This window comes from Janthinobacterium sp. C22 (assembly GCF_057919405.1).
In genome coordinates, this window is record NZ_CP193659.1 from 5,941,926 (window position 1) to 5,962,132 (window position 20,207).

The following is a 20,207-nucleotide window of genomic DNA, read 5'->3' on the forward strand; positions in this document are numbered from 1 at the left end:
ATGGCGTTGAAATTTCCGTGTGGCACTTTGTTGTAAGCGCTTGTGACATTCTAGATAATGATCAAATCCTTCAGATACATTGGTGTACCCGAACTTCCCTGCCCTCCATGACCTCGCTGCCATCCCTGTCCCGCCGCGCTCCCGGCCTGCTGCTGGTCGTCCTGCTGCACGCGGGACTGGCCTATGTCGTGCTGCAGTCGCGCCCCCGCCTTGCCGCTGACGAGAACCTGCCGCAGGGTCCGTCCATCGCCTGGCTGCGCCACACGGCCCCTGCGCCGTCCAGGCCGGCAGCCTTGCCCAGCGCAAAACCGGCCGCTGAAAGCGTGCCGCGCCGAACCATACCGGCGCCCGTCAGCCGCCCCTTGCCGCCACCTGCCATCGAGCCGGCGCCAGCACCGGCAATGCCGGAAGCGATCACGGCGCCGCCAGCGCCCAACGCCGCCGATATCCTGGCGCAAGCCAAACGCGACGTGGGCAAGATCGACAGGGAGCTGCGCAAGGAATTCCCCCAGCGGGGAGAACAAAAACTGGAGGACACGGGCTTCAAACGCATGCAGCAAGGGTTTGCCGAGGCCTACGCGGCCGTGCCGCCGAAATGGTACGAGGCGTCGAAAATCGAGGAAGTGGGCGCGAATGAGGCCAGGGGCAGCCGCACGTATAAAATCACCAGCGCGCTGGGCACCTTGTGCGTGACCACGCGCGCGGGCAAGCAGGGGGAAACGATGATCGGCAACTGCCCCAAATAGCCGGGCTCAGCCCACCGCTTCGCGCGCGCCCAGCGGCTGCAAGTGACGCAGGCGCAGGGCGATCAGCACGCCGCCGCCCAGGCACAGTCCCAGCATGATGATGACACCCGTCCAGCCGTCGAAGCCCCACATCATGCCCGAGGCGGAACCGATCAGGCTTGATCCCAAATAATAGAACAGCAGGTAGAAGGCCGAGGCCAGCGCCTGCGGTGCGCGGGCGCGGCGGCTGACCCAGCTGCTGGCGATCGAGTGCGAGGCAAAGAAGCCGAAGGTGGCCAGCGCCATGCCGAAGACGATCAGCGGCAGCGAGTCGAACAGGGTCAATACAATGCCAGACAGCATCACCGACAGCATGATCCACAGCACGCCCCGCCGGCCCAGCCGGTCCACCAGGCGGCCCGCCCAGACGGAACTGAAGATGCCGATCAGATACAGAAAGGCCAGCAAGCCGACCGTACTCTGGCGCAAGCTGAACGGCGCGGCCAGCAAACGGTAGCCGATGTAGTTATACAGGCTGACGAAACAGCCCATCAGCACGAACGCCAGGCAGAACAGCCACGGCAGGCCACGGTCGGAAAAATGCTGCTTGATGGCATGCGGCAAGGCGTTCCAACCCTTGGTACTGGGCACGAAGTTCTTCGACGCGGGCAGGCTGCGCCAGAATTCCGCCGCCGCCAGCACGCCGGCCACGCCCAGCACGCCCAGGGCCCAGCGCCACGAGAGGAAATCGCTGAGCATGGAAGCAATCAAGCGCCCCGACATGCCGCCAAACGCGCTGCCGGCAATATATAGGCCCATCGACAGTCCCAGCGACGGCCCCTCGATTTCCTCGCCCAGGTAAGCCATGGCCACGGCCGGCATGCCGCCCAAGGCGATGCCCAGCGCGGCGCGGATGGCCAGCAGTTGCGCATAATCCTGGGCGAAGGCGGACAAGATCGTCAATATCGCGGCGGAAAACATCGACGCCACCATCAGCGGCTTGCGTCCCACCCGGTCCGAGACGGCGCTCAGCAGCACCAAGGAGATGGCCAGCAAGCCGCTGGACACGGACAACGACCAGCTGCTTTGCGCGGGCGTCAGATGAAACTGGTGCGACAGCAGCGGGAACAGGGGCTGGATGCAGTACAGCAAGCTGAAGGTGGAAAAGCCGCCGAAGAACAGGGCGCGGTTGCTGCGCTTGAACTCGATGGAACCCTTGGCGATGGCCGTGCGGGGAGCGGGAGCGGAAACCGGAATGGCGGAAGGGGTGGCGGGGGCAAAAGCGAGCGATGAATCAGACATGGCCGTGTTTCGGAAAGGAAGCGAGTCTTCATCTTAGGATTGCCAACTCATATCGTCCAATATATATTCAAGGCCCAACTCATACTTTAAAACGATTACTGACATGGAACTGCGCCACCTGCGTTACTTTGTCGCCGTTGCCGAAGAGCTGCACTTCACGCGCGCGGCCGAACGCCTGCACATCGGCCAGCCGCCGCTGAGCCAGCAGATCCAGGCGCTGGAAGGGGAACTCGGTGCGCAGTTGTTCGAGCGCAACAAGCGCTCCGTGCGGCTGACGCAGGCAGGCGCACTCTTCCTCGACGATGCGCGGCGCATCCTGGCCCTGTCGGAACAGGCGGCCGTGACGGCGCGGCGGGCCCAGCGGGGCGAAGCGGGAGAGTTGCGCATCGGCTTTACCTTTTCCACGCCGTTCACGCCCTACTTCGCGACCGTCATCAACCGCTACCGCCAGCAGTTTCCCCACGTCACCTTGACCTTGCACGAAATGGCGACCTTGCATCAGCTGGAAGCGATCTCGGGCCGGACGATGGACCTGGGTTTCGTGCGCCCGCCGGAAACGACGTATCCGGACGACATCCGCCTGACGCAATTGCGCCAGGACCCGCTGTTCCTCGTGCTGCCCGTCGACCACGCACTGGCGGCCAAGGACAGCATCGCCATTGCCGACATGGCGGGCGAAGGCTTTGTCATGTATCCCAGGGATGCGGGCACGGGGATTTATCCGCAGATCTTCCGCCTGTGCAAGGCGGCCGGCTTCGTGCCCCAGGTGGCGCAGGAAGCGGGCGAGGCGTCGACCATCATCGGCCTGGTGGCGGCCGGCTGCGGCATTTCCGTGCTGCCCGCCTCGTTCGACCGCATCCGCATGGATGGCGTGTGCTACCGCCCCATCGCCGACCCGCAGGCGAGCACCAGTTTATTACTTGCACAACGGGAAGAAGAGACGTCGCCGCTGGTAGCGGCATTCGTCAAGCTGGCCGAAGAGGCGGCGCTGGAAGGGGGAGCGTAGGCCGGCGTGTCGGCTTACGCTGCGGCTGTGCCGCAGCTAAGCCGACCTACGGGACACGCCATCGTAGGTCGTAGGTCGGATTAGCGGGGCCGCCGAGGCCCGCAGGGCGTAATCCGACACCAGCGGTCACGAATAATCCGCGTCCAGCTCGGAACCCGCGTAATTCTCCAGGTCCTCGAACAAGCTCTTCATGCTGGCCCGCGTGAGGATTTTCTGCACCACGGTGCAGCTGCGGCGGTAGGCGGCGATGCGGTCGAGCAGCACGGGGTGATGCTGCACGGGCACCTTGGCCACCAGGGCGGCCCAGCCTTCCTCGAAGTCCGGCTTGTTCTTGCGCACGGAACGCACGAAACGCTCGAACTCCTTTTGACCCGTGCGCGCGATGATGCGCCCGCCGCCTTCGATGGCGAAAATGATGGCCAGCGCGATGACGCCCTCGGCATTCAAGTCGCTGTCGCTGACGGGGCCGTTGTCGTGGTGGCGGCGCAGCCAGCCGGCCAGGCGCACGACGGCTTGCACTTCCTTGCGCTGTTGCAACTGCAACGCATACTTTTCATAGCCGGCCCAGTTCTGGTTCGGGTCGGCCTGGCAAATATCGATGAACAGCTCGCGCAAACGGCGTGCAAGGTAGACGGGGTCCTGGTCGTATTCGCCGACGAGGGCGTCTTCCGGCAGCTGCGACAGGTCCTTGATCAGGCGAAAGCCCACCTGGAACGCGTGCTCGGCGCCGTGCTCGACGAGGAAGTCGAGCGCGGCCTGATCGCCCTCATGCGTGACGGCCTGTTCCAGGCCCAAGGACACGCCGCCCACCGTCAGGTACAGCGCCTTCTGGATGCCGTCGGCCGTGCGTTCATTCGTGAACTTCTCGGCCACCATGGCCGTGATGCCCGTCAATTCGTCGGCCAGGTTCAGCGCCGCGTCCTCGCGCGGGTCGCCCGGCAACAGCTTGATGGCGCGCACCAGGCGCGGGAGATTCTCTACAACAATTGCTGGCAGCATTAGTGATTCCCTGCTTTCATTACGAGAAGATGCCCGTGCCCAGGCTGCGGCGCGTGCTGGAACGCGGCGCGCTGCGCGTGCTCGGCACTTGCTTGCGCAGGCGGTACAGCAATTCCTTGGTACTGCGCTGCAACATGGTCGGTTCTTCGTCCGGGTCGTCCGAGTATTCCGCGTCGGCCAGGTCGGCGCTGTGGCGGAAGTCGGGGAACAGCTCAAACAGCGAGCGGTCCCAGCCGTCTTCATTCGCTTGCGCCAGCTCGATGGCCAGCGGCACGACGTCGTTGTCGGACGAGGTCACGCCCGTCACGTACGGTCCCTTGATGACGATCTCGCCCGCCACTTCGAGGATTTCCTTCGGCGCCATCGAAAACAAAATGGCGAACGCCGTGGCGCCCCAGTCGGTGGCGGATGCTTCCAGCAGCAGCTCGCGGCGGCGCTCTGCGTCGTCGGTGGAAAACACCACGCCGTGGATATGCGCGAACAGCGACTCGGCGATGCGCTCCGGATCGTCCTCGATCTGGTCGTCGCTCCAGGTGGCGGCGATGAAGGCCAGGCTGTCGGCCCAGGCCTTGGGCGGCACCAGCAGGGTCGCCAGCGACATCTTGCCGCCGTCGAAGCCGGCCAGGTGCAGGGCCGTCACTTGCGGCGGGATGGCGCTCAGCACTTCCACCACGGCAAGATCACCGTACTGGTCGGCCGCATCGGCAAACGCCTGCTCGGCGTGGCCCAGCGAACCGGACAGCACCAATTCCGTGACCTGCTTCGTCAGCGCGGGCAGATTGCTTTTTTGATCCGCATTTTGATCCTTGTTATCGGCCATGGTCATCTCCATCCTGGTCAAACATCTGGGCGAAATCGTCGGTGGCTTCGTCTTCATCAATCTCGTCGTCGCCGTCGTCATTGGCGGCCAGCTGGTCGAGCGACTGGTCGTCGTCGTCCCACAGGCGCGGATTCTTGTGCAGGAAGGCCGTGATGATGGCCTGGCGCGCCAGGTCGGGGAAGCTCTCTTCGATGGCGGCGTACATCTTCGCCGCTTCCGGCGCGGCGCAGGCAGCCATGGAAAACACGCGGGCCGGGTCGCCGAACTCGTAGTCTTCGCTTTCGGCCAGCAAGCCTTTCGGGTCGCTGAAGGTGATGTGGTCGACCAGCGCGAAGGCCAGCATATTCACGTCTTCGATGCCGCCGCCGCTGGCGTACTCGCCGACCAGCGCGTCGACCATGCTCTTGTAGTTCTTGCGGTTCGGCGGGTCGCCGAGGATGCCTTCGATCTGGCCTTCCAGCTCGCGCGACTGGTACGCGAATTCAGGGTGTACTCTTCTCATGCTGTGCTTTCCAATGTGATGCTTGGTACTTTTACATAAAGGCAAAAGCACCATTGTTTGTTGTTTTTTAAATCATCCCAACTGTACCGCGTCTCACAGAACCGTAGCGAGCGGCAGTGAGTTGTGGCTAAGAAGCGCAACCGTACTTTAGTACGGTGAGCATCGCAGGCCGCAAATCACGACGCGCAGTAGGTTATGTGAGACGCCCTCAGTCCGCAGGAAGGACCGTGCCGTGAAGGCGGAACACGCCGCACCACAGGGCATAGGCTTCCGCTTCCGGATCGATGATGATGCGGTGGTTCACGCTCTGGTCGTATTCGGCGCGCTTGGCCGGGTCGGCCAGGATTTCATACGCCTTGGTGACGCTCTTGAAGCGCGCCTCGGCGCCGGGGGCCTGGTTGCGGTCGGGGTGGAAGCGCATGGCCAGCGAACGGTAAACTTTCTTGATTTCATCGTCGCTGGCATTGGGCGCGACACCGAGGACGTTATACAAATTTTCCATAAATGGCTCCGGGGTCACGTTTTGTTTGCTAATTAAAGGCGAATTATCCTATAGAACGGCGCCCGCGTCGCTTGCATGCTGGGAAATGGGGCCAAATACGTGCTTATAAAGCGCTTGCGGTACGGTAAAATGCTTTTTACTGTCACTCTTCCGCATTGATCAATGAGCAACGATAAACCGAATACCGCCGCGCCAGCGCTGGCGCCCAATTTCTTGCGTAACATCATCGAAGCCGACCTGGCTGCCGGCGCCCACGTGCGTCCCGGCCTGCCCCAGGTGATCACGCGTTTCCCGCCGGAGCCGAACGGCTATCTGCACGTGGGCCACGCCAAGTCGATCTGCGTCAACTTCGGCCTGGCGCGCGATTACGCCGGCCAGTGCAACCTGCGCTTCGACGACACCAATCCGGCCAAGGAAGAGCAGGAATACGTCGACACCATCATGGACAGCGTGAAATGGCTGGGCTTTGACTGGGAACCGAAACATGCCGATGGCCAGAGCCACCTGCACTACGCCAGCGACTATTTCGACCAGCTGTACGCGATGGCCGAATACCTGATCACGGCCGGCTTTGCCTACGTGGACAGCCAGAGCGCCGAAGACATGGCCGCCAACCGGGGCAATTTCGGCCAGGCCGGCAAGAATTCGCCTTTCCGCGACCGTCCGCGCGACGAATCGCTGGCCCTGTTCCGCGCCATGAAGGCGGGCCAGTTCAAGGATGGCGAACACATCCTGCGCGCGAAGATGAGCGAAGATGCCATGAGTTCGCCGAACATGAACTTGCGCGACCCGGCCATCTACCGCATCCGCCACGCGCACCACCACCGCACGGGCGACGCCTGGTGCATCTATCCGATGTACGACTACACGCACCCGATCTCGGACGCGCTGGAAAACATCACGCATTCGATCTGCACGCTGGAATTCCAGGACCACCGCCCGTTCTACGACTGGCTGCTGGAAACCCTGGCCGCCGGCGGCTTCTTCCAGCAACCGGTGCCGCACCAGTTCGAATTCTCGCGCCTGAACCTGACCTACATCGTCACCAGCAAGCGCAAGCTGCGCCAGCTGGTGGAAGAAAAAATCGTCGACGGCTGGGACGACCCCCGCATGCCGACCCTGGTGGGCATGCGCCGCCGCGGCTACACGCCGGAAGCGATCCAATTGATGTGCGAACGCACGGGCGTGACGAAATCCGACGGCTGGATCGACTACAGCGTGCTCGAAGGCTGTTTGCGCGAAGACCTGGACCCGAAGGCGCCGCGCACGGTGGCCGTGCTGCGCCCGTTGAAATTGATCATCGACAACTTCCCCGCAGGCGAGAGCGTGGAATGCACGGCACCCGTGCATCCGCACTTCCCCGAGCGCGGCTTGCGCACCTTCCCCATCTCGCGCGAGCTGTGGATCGAGGAAGACGACTTCATGGAAGTGCCGAACAAGGGCTATTTCCGCCTGTATCCGCCGATCGACGACAAGCCGGGCAGCAAGGTTCGCCTGCGCTACGGCTACGTGATCGAGTGCACGGGCTTTGACAAGGATGCGGACGGCAAGGTCATCGCCGTGCATTGCAACTATTTCCCGGACAGCAAGTCGGGCACGGAAGGCAGCGCCAACTACAAGGTCAAGGGCAATATGCACTGGGTCAGCGCGCCGACGGCGATTGCCGCCGAAGTACGCCTGTACGACCGCCTGTTTACGGACCCGCAGCCGGACGCGGGCGGCAAGGACTTCAAGCTGGCCCTGAATCCGCTGGCCAAGGAAGTGGTGCAGGCGTGGCTGGAACCGGGCGCGGAACTGGCCCAGCCGGAACAGCGCTTCCAGTTCGAGCGCCACGGCTACTTCGCGGCCGACCGCGTCGACAGCCAGCCGGGCAAGCCCGTCTTCAACCGCATCGTCACCCTGAAAGACAGCTGGCAGCCTGCCAAATAAGGCGCCGGACCACTCACGAAAAAACCGCTGCGGCGGTTTTTTTCGTTTCAGAGAAAAATATTGCCTGTTGACTATAATCACGATAGTTTTGTATATTATGCACCTGTTGAGCAATTTACAATGTCGATAGTGCTTGTACAACTCAGTCTAGCCACCGCCACCGAGGCGGCACCCGATTCCTATTCCTGATGTGGATGGCGATGTCTTCTACTGCTGGCGAACACCCCTTATCTGCTGAAAAAAGGCCGCTCTGGCTGCTTGGCTTTGCGATGTCGATGATGGTGGGCCTGCTGTTCTACATGGCCGCCGCGCTGTCGGTCGAGAACGATGCCAGCGACCTGTTCGACAATCTGGCGCGCAATACCCAGAAAAATATCGAATCGCGCGTCCGCTCGTATGCCAACCTGCTGCGCGGCACGGCCAGCCTGTTCCGCGCCAACGAACACGTGAGCCGCGACCAATTCCACCGCTACGTGGAAAACATCGCCTTGCAGCACAACTATCCGGGCGTGATGAACCTCAATTACAGCCAGGAACTCGACGAGTCGCAGCGCAGCGCCTTCGAAGCGGCCATGCGGCGCGACTATCCGCCCGGGCGCGACGGCTATCCGGCGTTCGCCATCCATCCGCCCGCCCCGCGCGCCCAGTATTCCGTGCTGGTGTACATCGAGCCGGTTGCCAGCGCCCCGGAAAAGTATGGTTATGACATCGCCGAGCGCCCCCTGATCGCCGAAGCGCTGGCGCAGTCGCGCGATTCCGGGCAGATCAGCAATTCCGGCGTGCCCGTGCCCATGGAAGGCCGGCCGCAGATGACGGGCATGGCCATGCGCCTGCCCGTGTACCGCTTCGGCATGCCGATCGACACGGTGGAGCAAAGGCGCGCGGCTTACCAGGGCTCCGTCGGCATCGGCTACGACCTGGTGACGATGATGCGCAGCGCGCTGGCCGACATGCCGGTACGCAACGTGCGCCTGACCTTGTTCGATATCGGCCCGCAGGCGCGCGCGCCGCTGCAACTGCCGCACGACATGCGCCCCATTTTCGACAGCACGACGGCGGGCATGCACGCGCCATGGTGGCTGCCAGGCAACTCGGGCCGCTATCTGAGCAGCACGATGCTGATCGAACATAATGGCCGCATGTGGCAAGCGCTGTTCAGCGTGCGCAAGAGCGACCTGTATACGCGCTTCGACGCCTTTTTGCCGTGGCTGGCCCTGCTGATCGGCTTTGCCAGCACCATGCTGCTGTACATCCTGTTCCACACGCTGGCGTCGTCGCGCCGGCGCGCCATCCAGATGGCGACGGGCATGACGGAGGAGTTGCGCGCCAGCCAGATCCGCCTGCAGCTGTCGCACCAGAAACTGCGCCGCCTGGCGGCCCATGCCGACCAGATCAAGGAAGAAGAGCGCAAGCGCATCGCGCGCGAAATCCACGACGACCTGGGACAGAACCTGCTGGTGCTGCGCATCGATGCCGACATGCTGGCCTCGCGCACGCAGCGCCGCCACCCGCGCCTGAACGCCCGCGCCCGCTCAACCCTGGAACAGATCGACGCCACCATCAAGAGCGTACGGCAGATCATCAACGACCTGCGCCCTACCGTGCTGGACCTGGGCGTGAATGCGGCCGTCGAATGGCAGGTGGCGCAATTTCGCCAGCGCACGGGCATCGCTTGCGAAGTGAGCGAAAGCCATGACGACATTTGCCTGAGCGACCAGTGCGCGACGGCACTGTTCCGCATCCTGCAAGAGTCACTGAGCAATATTTCCCAGCATGCCAACGCCAGCCGCGTGCAGGTCAAGCTGGAAAAGTGCCGCGATACGGTGTCGATGAGCATCAGCGACAACGGCGTGGGCGCGGCCATCGACGGGCGCAACAAGCTGGGCTCGTTTGGCCTGGTGGGGATCGAGGAACGTATCAAGTTGCTGGGAGGCACTTTCTACATCGAAAGCAGCCCCGGCGCCGGCATGAGCGTGCACGTCAGCGTACCGCTGGGCGCGGACGCCACCGCGTTTCCCTACCAGGAAGACAGCCGGACCAGCGCCTGACAGGCGGACCGCATGAAGCAAGCTCAGCTTGCATATTTCGTAATTAGATGCAATATTGATGTAGAACAACTAAACCCCTGCCCACCATGGGCCAGGCATTCATCGACTACTTGCCAGGAGTATATACCCAGCGCTTTCCCTTGTTTTACCGTATTTCCCACAACGCTCTTTACAAAAGGACATTCATGGATACGAACGACAGTTTCAAGGCAATTGCCGATTTGAATTTGGACGCGATCAAGGTCAAGCTGATGCACCGGGAGTCAGGCGAAGGATGGAGTCTGGAGAAGGCGAATGCGGTGGAATTCGAATACCGCCGCTTCCTGATCCTGATGAAACAGTTTCCGGAAGAAGAAACGGCGCCGCTGATGGACGTCGATACCTTCTGGCACTACCACATCCTCGACACCCTGAAATATGCGGCCGACTGCGAACAGGTCTTCGGCTACTTCCTGCATCATTTCCCGTACATCGGCCTGCGCGGCGAAGACGACGAAGCGGCGCACCATCGCGTGGGCGAGCGCATGAAACAGCTGTATGAGCAAACGTTCGGGGAAGATTATATCCGCGCGGAAACGGCGTATTCGGGGCGTGCCGTACAAGCGGCGTATTCGGGACGGGCGGTACAGGCCGCGTATTCGGGACGTGCGGTACAAACAGCATTTTCCAGTGCCGCGGTACAGGCCACCGCCTACTCGGGCCGGGCCGTGCAGACGGCGTTTTCCAGTGCGGCCGTGCAGGCGACGGCGTATTCGGGCCGCGCGACGGGCGCTGCCAGCACCGCATTTTCCAGCGCGCCTGCCACACTGGCCGCTGCGGTGGTCAAGTCGTCCACGACCGGCCTGGAGATGGGGCGTTTCTATGTCGATCGTCCGGTACTGAACCGCGACCCGCAATAGAAAAGCGGAAAACAGATGTGGCTGCCGCACGCGGCAAGCCTGACTTACCCAGACGGCACCTCTCAGTTTGCCGTCTGTCAGGCGCTCTTAGGCAGCCATCAACTCGCGCAGTTCACGGATGCTGAAATCGCTGATTTCATGCATGCGGATGAGGATCGTGGCGCCGATCGGCAAGGTGTTGTGACGAATCTTGCTGATAACAGGTGGCGCCACTTCCAGAGCTCGCGACAAGGCGGCATCATTTTTCAGCTGCAGCTTGTCGATGATCGCATCGAGGACGCGATTCGGGTTGTAGGTAGGCAAAGAGGTAATTTGTTTGAGAGACATGATCAAAAATCCGTACTTGTTGTATTAGTGCAAAAAGAAACCGAATGCCTCTTTTGCAATAATTCAGGGTAAACACACTAAAAAGCGCCATCACTTATGCGGCTTTTACGCCGCAAACAATATAATACACGCTATTGTTGATTTTTGCGTAACTTAAAGCAAAATTGTGATAATTGAAGAGAATTGACGCACTTGGAATGTGCTAGAGGATAACCCAAATCGGAAAAATTTGCTGCAAGTCATCAATTTTTACAATGAGGAACGCCGCTGCGCATCAGCCAGGCAATCGCCATGAGCGCGCCCAGGCGGGCTATTTCCGTAGATAAATGCCAGCCTTGCACGGCCACGCCGGCCGGGGTGGCAAGCAGGCAAGTGCCCGGCGCGCTATCCACGCGGCACCAGGCCAGTTGCCGGCGAATTTCATCGGGCGGCGGCGGCGGCTGCCGCGCATGTTCGCGGCGGCGCATATAGGCGCGCACCTGTTCCTTGCTGGGGTGATTCGTAGCTCGCATGGCTCGCTCCTGCTGGCGGAAAACAGCGTCGCGCTAATTGTAGAGCCCGCCACAAATAGCTGAAACGCGTGACGACATCGCTCACCATATCGCCAGCGCGCCATGACGCGTTTGCGCCGCATCAAATGGCAAGGCCACGGTGTTGCACCGAAGCCCATGCTGCCCACGGCCTGGCGGCCGTCCTTATTTCTTTTGCTGGCGCACGCGCTGTTGCTGCTTTTCCTGCGTCTGCTGGCGGTTCTGCTTGCGCTCGAACAGGGTGACCGCATCTTTCTTGGCTTGTTCCAGGGTACGCATTTCCTCATGCGCATCGTGCGGAACAAAAAATTCGGCGTCCTGCGCCGCCACGACCAGCTTGATGGCGGCGTCGTCGTCGAGGTCGTACAGTTCCGTCAGGACGGTGGTGACCTCGTCCAGGTATGCTTCGTAAGTGAGGGTGCTCATGCGGTAATCCTTAAGTGAATGGCGCAACGCCGGAACGGCGCGCTGCGCGCCGGCCCAGCAAAGTGCGCAGATAACCGGCCATTTTACCCGATGCGGACCCCGCCGGCTGCCAGCGCCTGCAAGGCATCGGCCACGCGCGCGTAGCGCAGACGCACGCCCAGCTCGCGCTTGATGCGCGTATTGTGCAGGCGACGCGATTCGGACATGAACGACAGCAGCATCGGCGTGACCGCTTGCCGCAGCTCGGCACGGGGCAGGCGCGGCGGGCGCGGCAGGCCGAAGGCTTCGGCCACGGCATCGAAATACTCGGCCATTTTGAGTTCGCTGTCATCGCTGGCGTGATACACGCGTCCCGGCTTGCCTCGCCACAAGGCCCGTTCGATGATGCGCGCCAGGTCATCGGCATGGATATGGTTGGTGTACACGTCGTCGCCCGCGGCCAGGGCCGGCGTGCCTTCGCGCAAACGTTTCAGGGGCAGGCGGTCTTCCGCATAGATGCCCGGCACCCGCAGGATGGCCACGGTGGCGCCACGGCGCGCGCCCCAGCCCCGCAAGACCTGCTCGGCGTCCACGCGCCGCTTCGCGCGCGCATTGGCCGGCGCCACAGCCCGCGTTTCATCGACCCAGGCGCCGCCGCAATCGCCATACACGCCGCTGGTGCTCACATACACCATGCGTGCATGCTCAGGTAAAATGGCGGCCAGATTGCGCGTGCGCCGGTCCAGCAAGCCCGACGACAGGGGCGGCGCCAGGTGCACCACCATCGTCGCCAGTCCCGCCAGCCGTTTCAGGCTGGCGCGGTCGTCGAGGTTGGCCACGATGGGCACGGCGCCGGCCGCCCGCAGCTGCGCGCAGCGCGCCGGCTGGCTGGTGACGGCAAAGACGCGAAAACGCGCGCGCAGCAGGGGCAGCAGGCGCATGCCGACGTCGCCGCAGCCCAGGATCAGCAGGCGCGGCAAGCCAGAGGGCTTGCGCAAAGAGTGCATTAACATATTTTTCATCTCAAGGATTGTATGACTTTTCAAGTTACTGTTCAGCCCAGCGGCCACCAGTTCAGCTGCGAAGCGGACGAAACCGTGCTGGCGGCGGCGATACGCGCCGGCGTGGGCTTGCCGTATGGCTGTAAAAATGGCGCCTGCGGCTCCTGCAAGGGCAAGGTTGTTGCCGGCACCGTCCAGCACAAGGCGCACCAGCAGCGCGCCCTGACGCCGGAAGAGGAAGCGGCCGGCTTTTCCCTGTTCTGCTGCGCCACCACGCACGCCGACCTCGTCATCGAGGCGCGCGAAGTGGCGGGCAGCAGCGACTACCCGATCAAGAAAATGCCGTCGCGCGTGACCACCATCGAGAAAGTCGCGCCCGACGTCGTCGTGCTGACCCTGCAGTTGCCGGCCAGCGAGCGCCTCAACTACCGCGCCGGACAGTATATCGAAATCCTGTTGCGCGACAACAAGCGCCGCAGCTACAGCATGGCCAGCGCGCCTGCCGATGGCGGCCCCGTGACCCTGCACATCCGCCACCTGCCGGGCGGCCTGTTCACCGACCAGGTGTTCGGCAGCATGAAAGAGCGCGACATCCTGCGCTTCGAAGGCCCGATGGGCACCTTCTTCCTGCGCGAAGATTCCGACAAGCCCATCGTGCTGCTGGCCTCGGGCACGGGCTTTGCCCCCTTGAAAGCCATCGTCGAGCACATGATCAGCGTGCGCTCCACGCGCCCGATCACCCTGTACTGGGGCGGCCGCCGTCCGCACGACCTGTACATGGATGCGCTGTGCCGCCAGTGGGCCGCCGACTTGCCGCAGTTTACCTATGTGCCCGTCGTCTCGGACGCCTTGCCGGAAGACGCCTGGAGCGGCCGCACGGGCTTCGTGCACCAGGCCGTCATCGCCGACCTGCCCGACATGTCCGGCTACCAGGTGTATGCCTGCGGCGCGCCCGTGATGGTCGATGCGGCCCACCGCGATTTCGTGCAGCGGTGCCAGCTGCCAGCCGACGAGTTCTACGCGGACGCCTTCACCAGCGAAGCCGACCTGGCCAAGTAAGCATCTCCTTCCAGACAGCGGGGCGCTGCTGGCGCGGCATCCGCTGCCGCCACCCGCCCCACCCCGCTGTTTCCTGGAAATCTCATGTCTCTCTCCATCCTGCGTCACCGCAATTTCGCCTGTTATCTTTCCGCCCGCGTGCTGGGCACGGTGGCCGTGCAGATGCAAAGCGTGGCCATCGGCTGGCAGGTGTACCAGATCACGGGCAGCCTGTTCGACCTGGGCTTGATCGGCCTGGCGCAGTTCGCGCCCTTCCTCGTATTGATTTTGCCGGCCGGCCACGTGGCCGACCGCTACAACCGCCGCAACATCATCGCCTGGTGCCTGACGGCGCAGCTCGCTTGCGCGCTGGCCCTGCTGGCGTTTACGTTAAGCAATCTTTCCATCGTCTGGCCCGTGTTCGCCGTGCTGGTGCTGTTCGGCAGCGCGCGCGCCTTCATGATGCCGGCCACGCAAGCCGTGCTGGTCAACATGGTGCCCACGCAACACTTCAGCCGCGCCGTCGCGCTCAGCTCGTCAAGCTCGCACGTGGCCATCATCCTGGGCCCGACCCTGGGCGGCTTGCTGTATTACTTCGGCCCCAAGGTGGTGTATCTGATCTCGTCGGCCTTGCTGGTGCTGTCCGTGCTGCTGATGCGCGCCACCACGCCGGCGCCGCAAGTGGTCAAGCGCGAACCCGTCAACTGGCACACCCTGCTCGAAGGCTTGCGCTTCGTCTGGTCGAAACCCATCGTGCTGGGCGCCATTTCGCTCGACCTGTTCGCCGTGCTGTTCGGCGGCGCCACGGCCCTGCTGCCGGCGCTCGCGCATGACGTGCTGCATATCGGCCCCGGCGGCCTGGGCCTGCTGCGCACGGCCCCGGGCGCCGGCGCGGCCCTGTGCTCGATCGCGCTGGCCATCTTTCCCATCACGCGCCGGGTCGGCGCCTGGATGTTCGGCGGCGTGGCCGTCTTCGGCCTGGGCACCCTGGTGCTGGGCAGCACCAGCTATTTCCCGCTGGCGCTGGCGGCGCTGTTCCTGATGGGCGCCGGCGACATGGTCAGCGTCTACATCCGCCACCTGCTGGTGCAGTTCGAGACGCCGGACGAGATCCGCGGCCGGGTCAGCGCCGTGAATGCCGTCTTCATCGGCGCCTCGAACGAGCTGGGCGAATTCGAATCGGGCCTGACGGCCGGCTGGTTCGGCCTCGTGCGCGCCGTGCTCTTCGGCGGCGCCGCCACCCTGGCCGTGACGGGCATGTGGGCCGTGCTGTTCCCCGTGCTGTCGCGCATGGACCGCTTCCCCCACCACGAGAAGGAAGCGGCCGCAGGACGGCCACCGGAGCGGGCACTTAAGGGCTAAGATGCGCCATTGCCACTGACTAAGCCGCCCCATGAAAATCACGCTGCCCTTGCACGGCTTCATCCGCAGCCGCCCCCACCTGAGCATGGCCACGGCCATCGGCGTGGCGGCCGGCCTGCTGCTGCCCGCATCGTGGCAACAGATGACGCGTCTGCTGACGGCGTGGAACGTGGCCGTCTGGTTCTACCTGGCGACGATGGCCTGGATGATGATGCGTGCCAACCATCACAAGGTCAAGGCCATGGCGGTGCGCCAGGATGAGCGGGCGGCCACGGTGCTGTCGGCGCTGTCCGTCGCATCCGTGATGAGCCTGGTGGCCATCGTCTCGCAGCTGTCCTCGATGAAAGACATGGCGCCCGACGAGCGCGCGCTGCATTACGGCTTGACGATCCTCACCCTGGTCGGTTCCTGGTTCCTCGTCGGCACCCTGTTCTGCTTTCATTACGCCCACCTGTATTACCAGGCCGACCCCGCGCTGCGCCCCCTGAAGTTTCCCGACGACGAGCAGAATCCCGATTACTGGGATTTCCTGTATTTCGCCTTCACCATCGCCGTGGCCGTGCAGACGTCGGACGTTTCCGTGCAGACGCGGCCGATGCGGCAGATCGTGCTGGGGCAATCCGTGCTGAGTTTTTTCTTCAATCTGGTCGTGCTGGGGCTGTCGATCAATATCGCCGCCGGCCTGATCAATGGATAAAGCTGAGGCCGGCTTGAAAAGATTCTGCGAGGAAACTTGACCTGGGTGTAGGGTTAAGCTCATCTTAATCGTGCGCACCCTCTTGAAATACTGGAAAGAGGAGTAAGATAAGTTCCATGCACGAGGTCATGTGCATGAGGCAGCAACCAGGCCGCAGCACGCCTGAGATGGGTTTTTTGAATTGACAGGAGTAAGCATATGCAAATCAATATTCATACCGACAGCACCATCGCCAACACCGCTGGACTGAACGAACATGTGCAATCCGTACTTGAAAGCGCACTGAGCCGCTTCCGCGACAACCTGACCCGCATCGAAGTCCACATCAGCGACACGAATGGCCCGAAAGGCGGCGCCGACGATATCCGCTGCGTCATGGAAGCACGCGTTGCTGGCTATCAACCGATTGCCGTGACCGAACAGAACGCCACCGTGCACCAATCCGTTGCCGGCGCCACCGACAAACTGAAACGCGCCATCGATAGCGCCCTGGGCCGCCTGCAAGACAGCAAGCGCCACGCCACCGGCAAGAATGCCGTGATCGATACGGCCGAAGCGGAAGAAACCGCCGAGTAATTCCCCCACCCGCAGGATTTCCAGAGACTGAGGCAGCCGTTCAAGGCTGCCTTTGCACATCCGGGCCCGCCTTTCGCCTGCGGCAACAAGCATAGTAAAACCACCATCATTTCAGCTTATTAACACAGCAATGAAATAATTGTCGCATTTCCCACAGTAAGTGACACCAAGCAAGCCTTTGCCGTTACAGCCTAGGCCGCTTTACGCTATCATGAAGCTACCGGCTCTCTGCTCGCGCGCGCCGGCTTTTTGAAAGTGTGATTGTGGAACAGATCGGCAACTTTGGCGCTTCAGGCTGCAACATCGGCGATTTACAGCTATTTCGCGATGGGGCGGATAGCCAGACGGCCGCCATGCTGGCACCCTGCCCCGTCATGCGCCTCGAAGCGGGCGAAGCCATTGCCGACACACAGGGCGCCAGCCTGTACATCGTCCTGCGCGGTTCGCTGGCCGTGGCCGCCGACACCCACACGGGCATGGATGACGGCACCGTCAGCAAGGTCTTGCCCGGCGAAAGCGTGGGCGAACAATCGGTGCTCGATGAAGCGAGCAACCTGGCCGCCATTTCCGCTCTGGAAGAAACCGACTTGCTGGTGATCGACGCGGCCGTCGTCTGGGAATTGATCGAGCAATCGAACGGCCTGGCACGCAACCTGCTGCGCTTGCTGTCCTTCCGCATCCGTGCCGCCAACGCCCTGCTGCGCCGCCGGCAGAAACTGGGCGAATTCTACCGCCAGCTGTCGATGGTCGACAGCCTGACGGGCCTGTACAACCGCGCCTGGCTCACTGATTTATTGCCGACCATGATAGTCACGGCCCACGGCAGCGGCTCGCCGCTGTCGCTGGTGATGATAGACCTCGACCATTTCAAGCGCTTCAACGACACCCACGGCCACCAGGCGGGCGACCAGGCGCTGCGCATCGCCGCGCAAGTGCTGGGCGCGGCCCTGCGCCCCACGGATTTTGCCGTGCGCTATGGTGGCGAGGAAATGATGGTGATCTTGCCCGATACCAGCGAACACGTGGCCTTGCGGGTGGCCGAGCGCCTGTGCGAGCGCATGCGGCAAGCCGTCATCTTCGCCGACATGCGCAGCGCGCTGCCGCACATCACGGGTTCCTTCGGCGTGGCCAGCCTGGCGGCGGAACAGGACGACGAAGCGCTGATCGCCACTGCGGATGCGGCGCTGTACCGGGCCAAAGCCGGGGGCCGCAACCGCGTAAGCACCTGATATTCTCAGGCGCTTCATATAAATTATCAGGCAGCCTTGCTGTCGGCCGGCTTGCTTGCATCCGGCTTGGCGGCATCATCCTTCTTGCTGCTGTGCGCGGCGATGAAATCCGCGTAGCCCTTCTGCACCAGTTCATACGTCTTGTCGATATTGCCGGCGATATCGCCGTTCAGCACTTTCAAGCCGCCCAGGATGTCGCGCGCTTCCTTGAAGCCTTTTTCCATGCCGCCGCTGATTGTGTCCATGAACTTGGTCAGGGCCGTATCGTCGTCCATGCCGGGGTTCTGCTTCTTGAACGCCTCAAAAAACCCGTCGACAACGAGACGATGCGGCTCGCCGTCGCTTCGGCGCTGTTGTCCTGCGACGCGGCGTTCTGGATCGCATCCTCGCCGTACTGGCCCTTCAGCGCTTCATTGATATTCGTGATGGCCGTCTTGTACAGCAGCGCCAACGGTTCGTTCTCGGAACCGATGGAGACGTTCAGCGACGCCTGCATGATGGAGGCGTTCAATTGCAGCTTGCTGCGGTCGTTCACGCTCATTTCAGCGTTGACGCCGTGCTGGACTTTATCGTCCTTGCCGGCAACACCCGTACTGACGGAAGTCACGGAAGCAGTGGAATTGCCGCTTGCGGCGATGGGAATTGACACGATAGACCTCCTTGAACGGACAATGTATGCCACCATGCGGGAAACGCGATGATGACCATCCTCTCGTGTAGTATCGGCAGGTTTTCAGAAAACTGAAGCGGCCCGGACAATTAAGATAACAATTAAGCAAGCAACGACCATCAATGACTACCCAGACCTTTCTTTGGCACGACTACGAAACCTTTGGCGCCCAGCCGCGCCGCGACCGCCCGGCCCAGTTCGCCGCAATCCGCACGGATGCCGAACTCAACGAAATCGGCGAACCGATCATGCTGTATTGCCAGCCTGCCAATGATTTCCTGCCCGACCCGCAATCGTGCCTGATCACGGGCATCACGCCGCAGCAATGTCTGCAGCTGGGCGTGCCCGAACACCAGTTCGCCGCTACCGTCGAAGCGGCCTTTTCGGAACCGGGCACCATCGGCGTGGGCTACAACACCATCCGTTTCGACGATGAAGTCACGCGTTTCCTGTTCTGGCGCAACCTGATCGACCCGTATGCGCGCGAATGGAAGAACCATTGCGGCCGCTGGGATATCCTCGACGTGGTGCGCATGACGCACGCGCTGCGCCCGGAAGGCATTCAATGGCCGAAGCGCGACGATGGCCAGACCAGCTTTAGACTGGAACACTTGAGCAAGGCCAATGGCCTCGTGCACGAAGCGGCGCATGATGCGCTATCGGACGTGCGCGCAACGATCGCCCTGGCGAGATTGATCCGCGAAAAGCAGCCGAAACTGTTCGAATTCTGCCTGGCCCTGCACAAGAAGGACAGGGTCGCCAGCGAAATGGGCATGCACCTGGCCGCTGGCGAGCGCCAGCCGTTCCTGCACGTGTCCGGCATGTTCCCGGCCGAACGCGGTTGCCTGGGCGTCGTCTGGCCGCTGGCCACGCACCCGAGCAATAAAAATGAAATCCTCGTCTGGGATTGCGCCTACGACCCGCGCGAACTGTTCGAACTGGACGCCGACACCATCCGCACGCGTTTATTTACGCGCAAGGAAGCCATGCCGGAAGGCATGACGCGCCTGCCCGTGAAAAGCGTTCATTTGAACAAGTCGCCCATGCTGGTGGGCAACCTGAAGACCCTGTCGCCGGCCATGGCCGCGCAATGGGGCATCGACGTGGATGCGGCGAAGGTCAACGCCCAGCTGGCCGCCACGGCGCCGAACATGGATGCCATCTGGGCCGAAGTGTTCCAGCGTCCGGGCGCGAACACCGCGCTGGACGTGGATGAGGATTTGTACAACGGTTTCGTCAGCAACGACGACCGCCGCCTGCTCGAATCCTTGCGCCGCGACACGCCGGCCAAACTGGCCACGGCCCGCCCCTCGTTTGCCGACGAACGCCTGCAGGAATTGCTGTTCCGCTACCGCGCCCGCAATTTCCCGCAAACCTTGAGCGAAGCGGAAAGCCTGCGCTGGGAACAGCACCGCGCCGCCCGATTGTTCGACGGCGACGGCGGCGCCCGCACCATCGAAATGCTGTTTACGGAAATCGACGTGCTGTCGGAATCGGTCGATGAGCGTGGGGAAGAGATTCTTGGCGAACTCTACGATTATGCGGAGATGGTGGCGCCCATGCGCGACTGAAGGACCAGGCTGGGTAGGTCGGATTAGCGGGGCAAGGCCCCGCGTAATCCGACAACATTGTTGACGTTA

General features: G+C 62.5%; 20 protein-coding genes and 1 pseudogene. 11 read left to right on the forward strand and 10 right to left on the reverse strand.

Annotated elements, in window-relative coordinates:
• The first annotated feature begins 107 nt into the window (after nucleotides 1-107).
• Nucleotides 108-746: a hypothetical protein gene (locus ACRHIG_RS28000; protein WP_489628623.1), complete on the forward strand. Its 639-nt coding sequence runs from the start codon at nucleotides 108-110 to the stop codon at nucleotides 744-746.
• Nucleotides 747-752: 6 nt separating this feature from the next.
• Here the strand turns inward: ACRHIG_RS28000 and ACRHIG_RS28005 are convergent, their stop codons facing one another.
• Nucleotides 753-2,027, reverse strand: a complete 1,275-nt coding sequence (locus ACRHIG_RS28005; RefSeq protein WP_489628624.1) for an MFS transporter — start codon at nucleotides 2,025-2,027, stop codon at nucleotides 753-755.
• Nucleotides 2,028-2,130: 103 nt separating this feature from the next.
• On the opposite strand from ACRHIG_RS28005, the gene ACRHIG_RS28010 reads away from it, so the two are divergent.
• Nucleotides 2,131-3,033, forward strand: a complete 903-nt coding sequence (locus ACRHIG_RS28010) for a LysR family transcriptional regulator (RefSeq protein ID WP_489628625.1) — start codon at nucleotides 2,131-2,133, stop codon at nucleotides 3,031-3,033.
• Nucleotides 3,034-3,159: 126 nt separating this feature from the next.
• Here ACRHIG_RS28010 and ACRHIG_RS28015 read toward each other — a convergent pair whose 3' ends face one another.
• From ACRHIG_RS28015 to ACRHIG_RS28030, 4 genes are all read right to left on the reverse strand, one after another.
• Nucleotides 3,160-4,032 (reverse strand): hypothetical protein, encoded by an 873-nt coding sequence (locus ACRHIG_RS28015; RefSeq protein WP_475417371.1) that lies wholly within the window; start codon nucleotides 4,030-4,032, stop codon nucleotides 3,160-3,162.
• 19 nt (nucleotides 4,033-4,051) lie between these two features.
• The gene (locus tag ACRHIG_RS28020; RefSeq protein WP_475417372.1) at nucleotides 4,052-4,852 is read right to left on the reverse strand and encodes a hypothetical protein; all 801 of its coding nucleotides are present in this window, start codon (nucleotides 4,850-4,852) and stop codon (nucleotides 4,052-4,054) included.
• Nucleotides 4,842-5,354 (reverse strand): hypothetical protein, encoded by a 513-nt coding sequence (locus ACRHIG_RS28025; RefSeq protein WP_489628627.1) that lies wholly within the window; start codon nucleotides 5,352-5,354, stop codon nucleotides 4,842-4,844. The genes ACRHIG_RS28020 and ACRHIG_RS28025 overlap by 11 nt, the downstream gene beginning before the upstream one ends.
• A 208-nt stretch (nucleotides 5,355-5,562) precedes the next feature.
• The gene (locus tag ACRHIG_RS28030) at nucleotides 5,563-5,856 is read right to left on the reverse strand and encodes a DnaJ domain-containing protein (RefSeq protein WP_010395442.1); all 294 of its coding nucleotides are present in this window, start codon (nucleotides 5,854-5,856) and stop codon (nucleotides 5,563-5,565) included.
• Nucleotides 5,857-6,018: 162 nt separating this feature from the next.
• Between ACRHIG_RS28030 and ACRHIG_RS28035 the strand changes: the two genes are divergently transcribed.
• From ACRHIG_RS28035 to ACRHIG_RS28045, 3 genes are all read left to right on the forward strand, one after another.
• The gene (locus tag ACRHIG_RS28035) at nucleotides 6,019-7,785 is read left to right on the forward strand and encodes a glutamine--tRNA ligase/YqeY domain fusion protein (protein WP_489628628.1); all 1,767 of its coding nucleotides are present in this window, start codon (nucleotides 6,019-6,021) and stop codon (nucleotides 7,783-7,785) included.
• Between the two features lie 200 nt (nucleotides 7,786-7,985).
• Nucleotides 7,986-9,833 (forward strand): CHASE domain-containing protein, encoded by a 1,848-nt coding sequence (locus ACRHIG_RS28040; protein ID WP_489628629.1) that lies wholly within the window; start codon nucleotides 7,986-7,988, stop codon nucleotides 9,831-9,833.
• Between the two features lie 185 nt (nucleotides 9,834-10,018).
• The gene (locus tag ACRHIG_RS28045; protein ID WP_475417376.1) at nucleotides 10,019-10,732 is read left to right on the forward strand and encodes a glycine-rich domain-containing protein; all 714 of its coding nucleotides are present in this window, start codon (nucleotides 10,019-10,021) and stop codon (nucleotides 10,730-10,732) included.
• 87 nt (nucleotides 10,733-10,819) lie between these two features.
• Here ACRHIG_RS28045 and ACRHIG_RS28050 read toward each other — a convergent pair whose 3' ends face one another.
• From ACRHIG_RS28050 to ACRHIG_RS28065, 4 genes are all read right to left on the reverse strand, one after another.
• Nucleotides 10,820-11,059 (reverse strand): hypothetical protein, encoded by a 240-nt coding sequence (locus tag ACRHIG_RS28050; RefSeq protein WP_029496207.1) that lies wholly within the window; start codon nucleotides 11,057-11,059, stop codon nucleotides 10,820-10,822.
• 242 nt (nucleotides 11,060-11,301) lie between these two features.
• The gene (locus ACRHIG_RS28055) at nucleotides 11,302-11,571 is read right to left on the reverse strand and encodes a hypothetical protein (protein ID WP_475417377.1); all 270 of its coding nucleotides are present in this window, start codon (nucleotides 11,569-11,571) and stop codon (nucleotides 11,302-11,304) included.
• Between the two features lie 183 nt (nucleotides 11,572-11,754).
• Nucleotides 11,755-12,015: a hypothetical protein gene (locus tag ACRHIG_RS28060; protein WP_475417378.1), complete on the reverse strand. Its 261-nt coding sequence runs from the start codon at nucleotides 12,013-12,015 to the stop codon at nucleotides 11,755-11,757.
• Nucleotides 12,016-12,098: 83 nt separating this feature from the next.
• Nucleotides 12,099-13,016: an SDR family oxidoreductase gene (locus tag ACRHIG_RS28065; RefSeq protein ID WP_489628630.1), complete on the reverse strand. Its 918-nt coding sequence runs from the start codon at nucleotides 13,014-13,016 to the stop codon at nucleotides 12,099-12,101.
• A gap of 12 nt (nucleotides 13,017-13,028) precedes the next feature.
• Between ACRHIG_RS28065 and ACRHIG_RS28070 the strand changes: the two genes are divergently transcribed.
• From ACRHIG_RS28070 to ACRHIG_RS28090, 5 genes are all read left to right on the forward strand, one after another.
• A complete protein-coding gene (locus ACRHIG_RS28070; protein WP_489628631.1) occupies nucleotides 13,029-14,054 on the forward strand; it encodes a CDP-6-deoxy-delta-3,4-glucoseen reductase in 1,026 nt (341 codons plus the stop codon).
• An 84-nt stretch (nucleotides 14,055-14,138) separates the two neighbouring features.
• A complete protein-coding gene (locus tag ACRHIG_RS28075; RefSeq protein WP_489628632.1) occupies nucleotides 14,139-15,395 on the forward strand; it encodes an MFS transporter in 1,257 nt (418 codons plus the stop codon).
• A gap of 31 nt (nucleotides 15,396-15,426) precedes the next feature.
• Nucleotides 15,427-16,092, forward strand: a complete 666-nt coding sequence (locus ACRHIG_RS28080; RefSeq protein WP_489628633.1) for a DUF1345 domain-containing protein — start codon at nucleotides 15,427-15,429, stop codon at nucleotides 16,090-16,092.
• A 198-nt stretch (nucleotides 16,093-16,290) separates the two neighbouring features.
• Nucleotides 16,291-16,668, forward strand: a complete 378-nt coding sequence (locus ACRHIG_RS28085) for an HPF/RaiA family ribosome-associated protein (protein WP_070221366.1) — start codon at nucleotides 16,291-16,293, stop codon at nucleotides 16,666-16,668.
• Between the two features lie 263 nt (nucleotides 16,669-16,931).
• Nucleotides 16,932-17,897 (forward strand): GGDEF domain-containing protein, encoded by a 966-nt coding sequence (locus ACRHIG_RS28090; RefSeq protein WP_489628634.1) that lies wholly within the window; start codon nucleotides 16,932-16,934, stop codon nucleotides 17,895-17,897.
• Between the two features lie 26 nt (nucleotides 17,898-17,923).
• Here the strand turns inward: ACRHIG_RS28090 and ACRHIG_RS28095 are convergent.
• A pseudogene (locus ACRHIG_RS28095) lies at nucleotides 17,924-18,582 on the reverse strand (DUF5610 domain-containing protein).
• Nucleotides 18,583-18,689: 107 nt separating this feature from the next.
• On the opposite strand from ACRHIG_RS28095, the gene sbcB reads away from it, so the two are divergent.
• Nucleotides 18,690-20,138, forward strand: a complete 1,449-nt coding sequence (sbcB, locus tag ACRHIG_RS28100) for an exodeoxyribonuclease I (RefSeq protein ID WP_489628635.1) — start codon at nucleotides 18,690-18,692, stop codon at nucleotides 20,136-20,138.
• Nucleotides 20,139-20,207: the final 69 nt, after the last annotated feature.

Excerpts from the sequence above, each read along its gene's own strand:
- ACRHIG_RS28000 (WP_489628623.1), top strand. The coding sequence starts at position 108 with ATGACCTCGCTGCCATCCCTGTCCCGCCGCGCTCCCGGCCTGCTGCTG.
- ACRHIG_RS28005 (WP_489628624.1), bottom strand. The coding sequence starts at position 2,027 with ATGTCTGATTCATCGCTCGCTTTTGCCCCCGCCACCCCTTCCGCCATT.
- ACRHIG_RS28010 (WP_489628625.1), top strand. The coding sequence starts at position 2,131 with ATGGAACTGCGCCACCTGCGTTACTTTGTCGCCGTTGCCGAAGAGCTG.
- ACRHIG_RS28015 (WP_475417371.1), bottom strand. The coding sequence starts at position 4,032 with ATGCTGCCAGCAATTGTTGTAGAGAATCTCCCGCGCCTGGTGCGCGCC.
- ACRHIG_RS28020 (WP_475417372.1), bottom strand. The coding sequence starts at position 4,852 with ATGGCCGATAACAAGGATCAAAATGCGGATCAAAAAAGCAATCTGCCC.
- ACRHIG_RS28025 (WP_489628627.1), bottom strand. The coding sequence starts at position 5,354 with ATGAGAAGAGTACACCCTGAATTCGCGTACCAGTCGCGCGAGCTGGAA.
- ACRHIG_RS28030 (WP_010395442.1), bottom strand. The coding sequence starts at position 5,856 with ATGGAAAATTTGTATAACGTCCTCGGTGTCGCGCCCAATGCCAGCGAC.
- ACRHIG_RS28035 (WP_489628628.1), top strand. The coding sequence starts at position 6,019 with ATGAGCAACGATAAACCGAATACCGCCGCGCCAGCGCTGGCGCCCAAT.
- ACRHIG_RS28040 (WP_489628629.1), top strand. The coding sequence starts at position 7,986 with ATGTCTTCTACTGCTGGCGAACACCCCTTATCTGCTGAAAAAAGGCCG.
- ACRHIG_RS28045 (WP_475417376.1), top strand. The coding sequence starts at position 10,019 with ATGGATACGAACGACAGTTTCAAGGCAATTGCCGATTTGAATTTGGAC.
- ACRHIG_RS28050 (WP_029496207.1), bottom strand. The coding sequence starts at position 11,059 with ATGTCTCTCAAACAAATTACCTCTTTGCCTACCTACAACCCGAATCGC.
- ACRHIG_RS28055 (WP_475417377.1), bottom strand. The coding sequence starts at position 11,571 with ATGCGAGCTACGAATCACCCCAGCAAGGAACAGGTGCGCGCCTATATG.
- ACRHIG_RS28060 (WP_475417378.1), bottom strand. The coding sequence starts at position 12,015 with ATGAGCACCCTCACTTACGAAGCATACCTGGACGAGGTCACCACCGTC.
- ACRHIG_RS28065 (WP_489628630.1), bottom strand. The coding sequence starts at position 13,016 with ATGAAAAATATGTTAATGCACTCTTTGCGCAAGCCCTCTGGCTTGCCG.
- ACRHIG_RS28070 (WP_489628631.1), top strand. The coding sequence starts at position 13,029 with ATGACTTTTCAAGTTACTGTTCAGCCCAGCGGCCACCAGTTCAGCTGC.
- ACRHIG_RS28075 (WP_489628632.1), top strand. The coding sequence starts at position 14,139 with ATGTCTCTCTCCATCCTGCGTCACCGCAATTTCGCCTGTTATCTTTCC.
- ACRHIG_RS28080 (WP_489628633.1), top strand. The coding sequence starts at position 15,427 with ATGAAAATCACGCTGCCCTTGCACGGCTTCATCCGCAGCCGCCCCCAC.
- ACRHIG_RS28085 (WP_070221366.1), top strand. The coding sequence starts at position 16,291 with ATGCAAATCAATATTCATACCGACAGCACCATCGCCAACACCGCTGGA.
- sbcB (WP_489628635.1), top strand. The coding sequence starts at position 18,690 with ATGACTACCCAGACCTTTCTTTGGCACGACTACGAAACCTTTGGCGCC.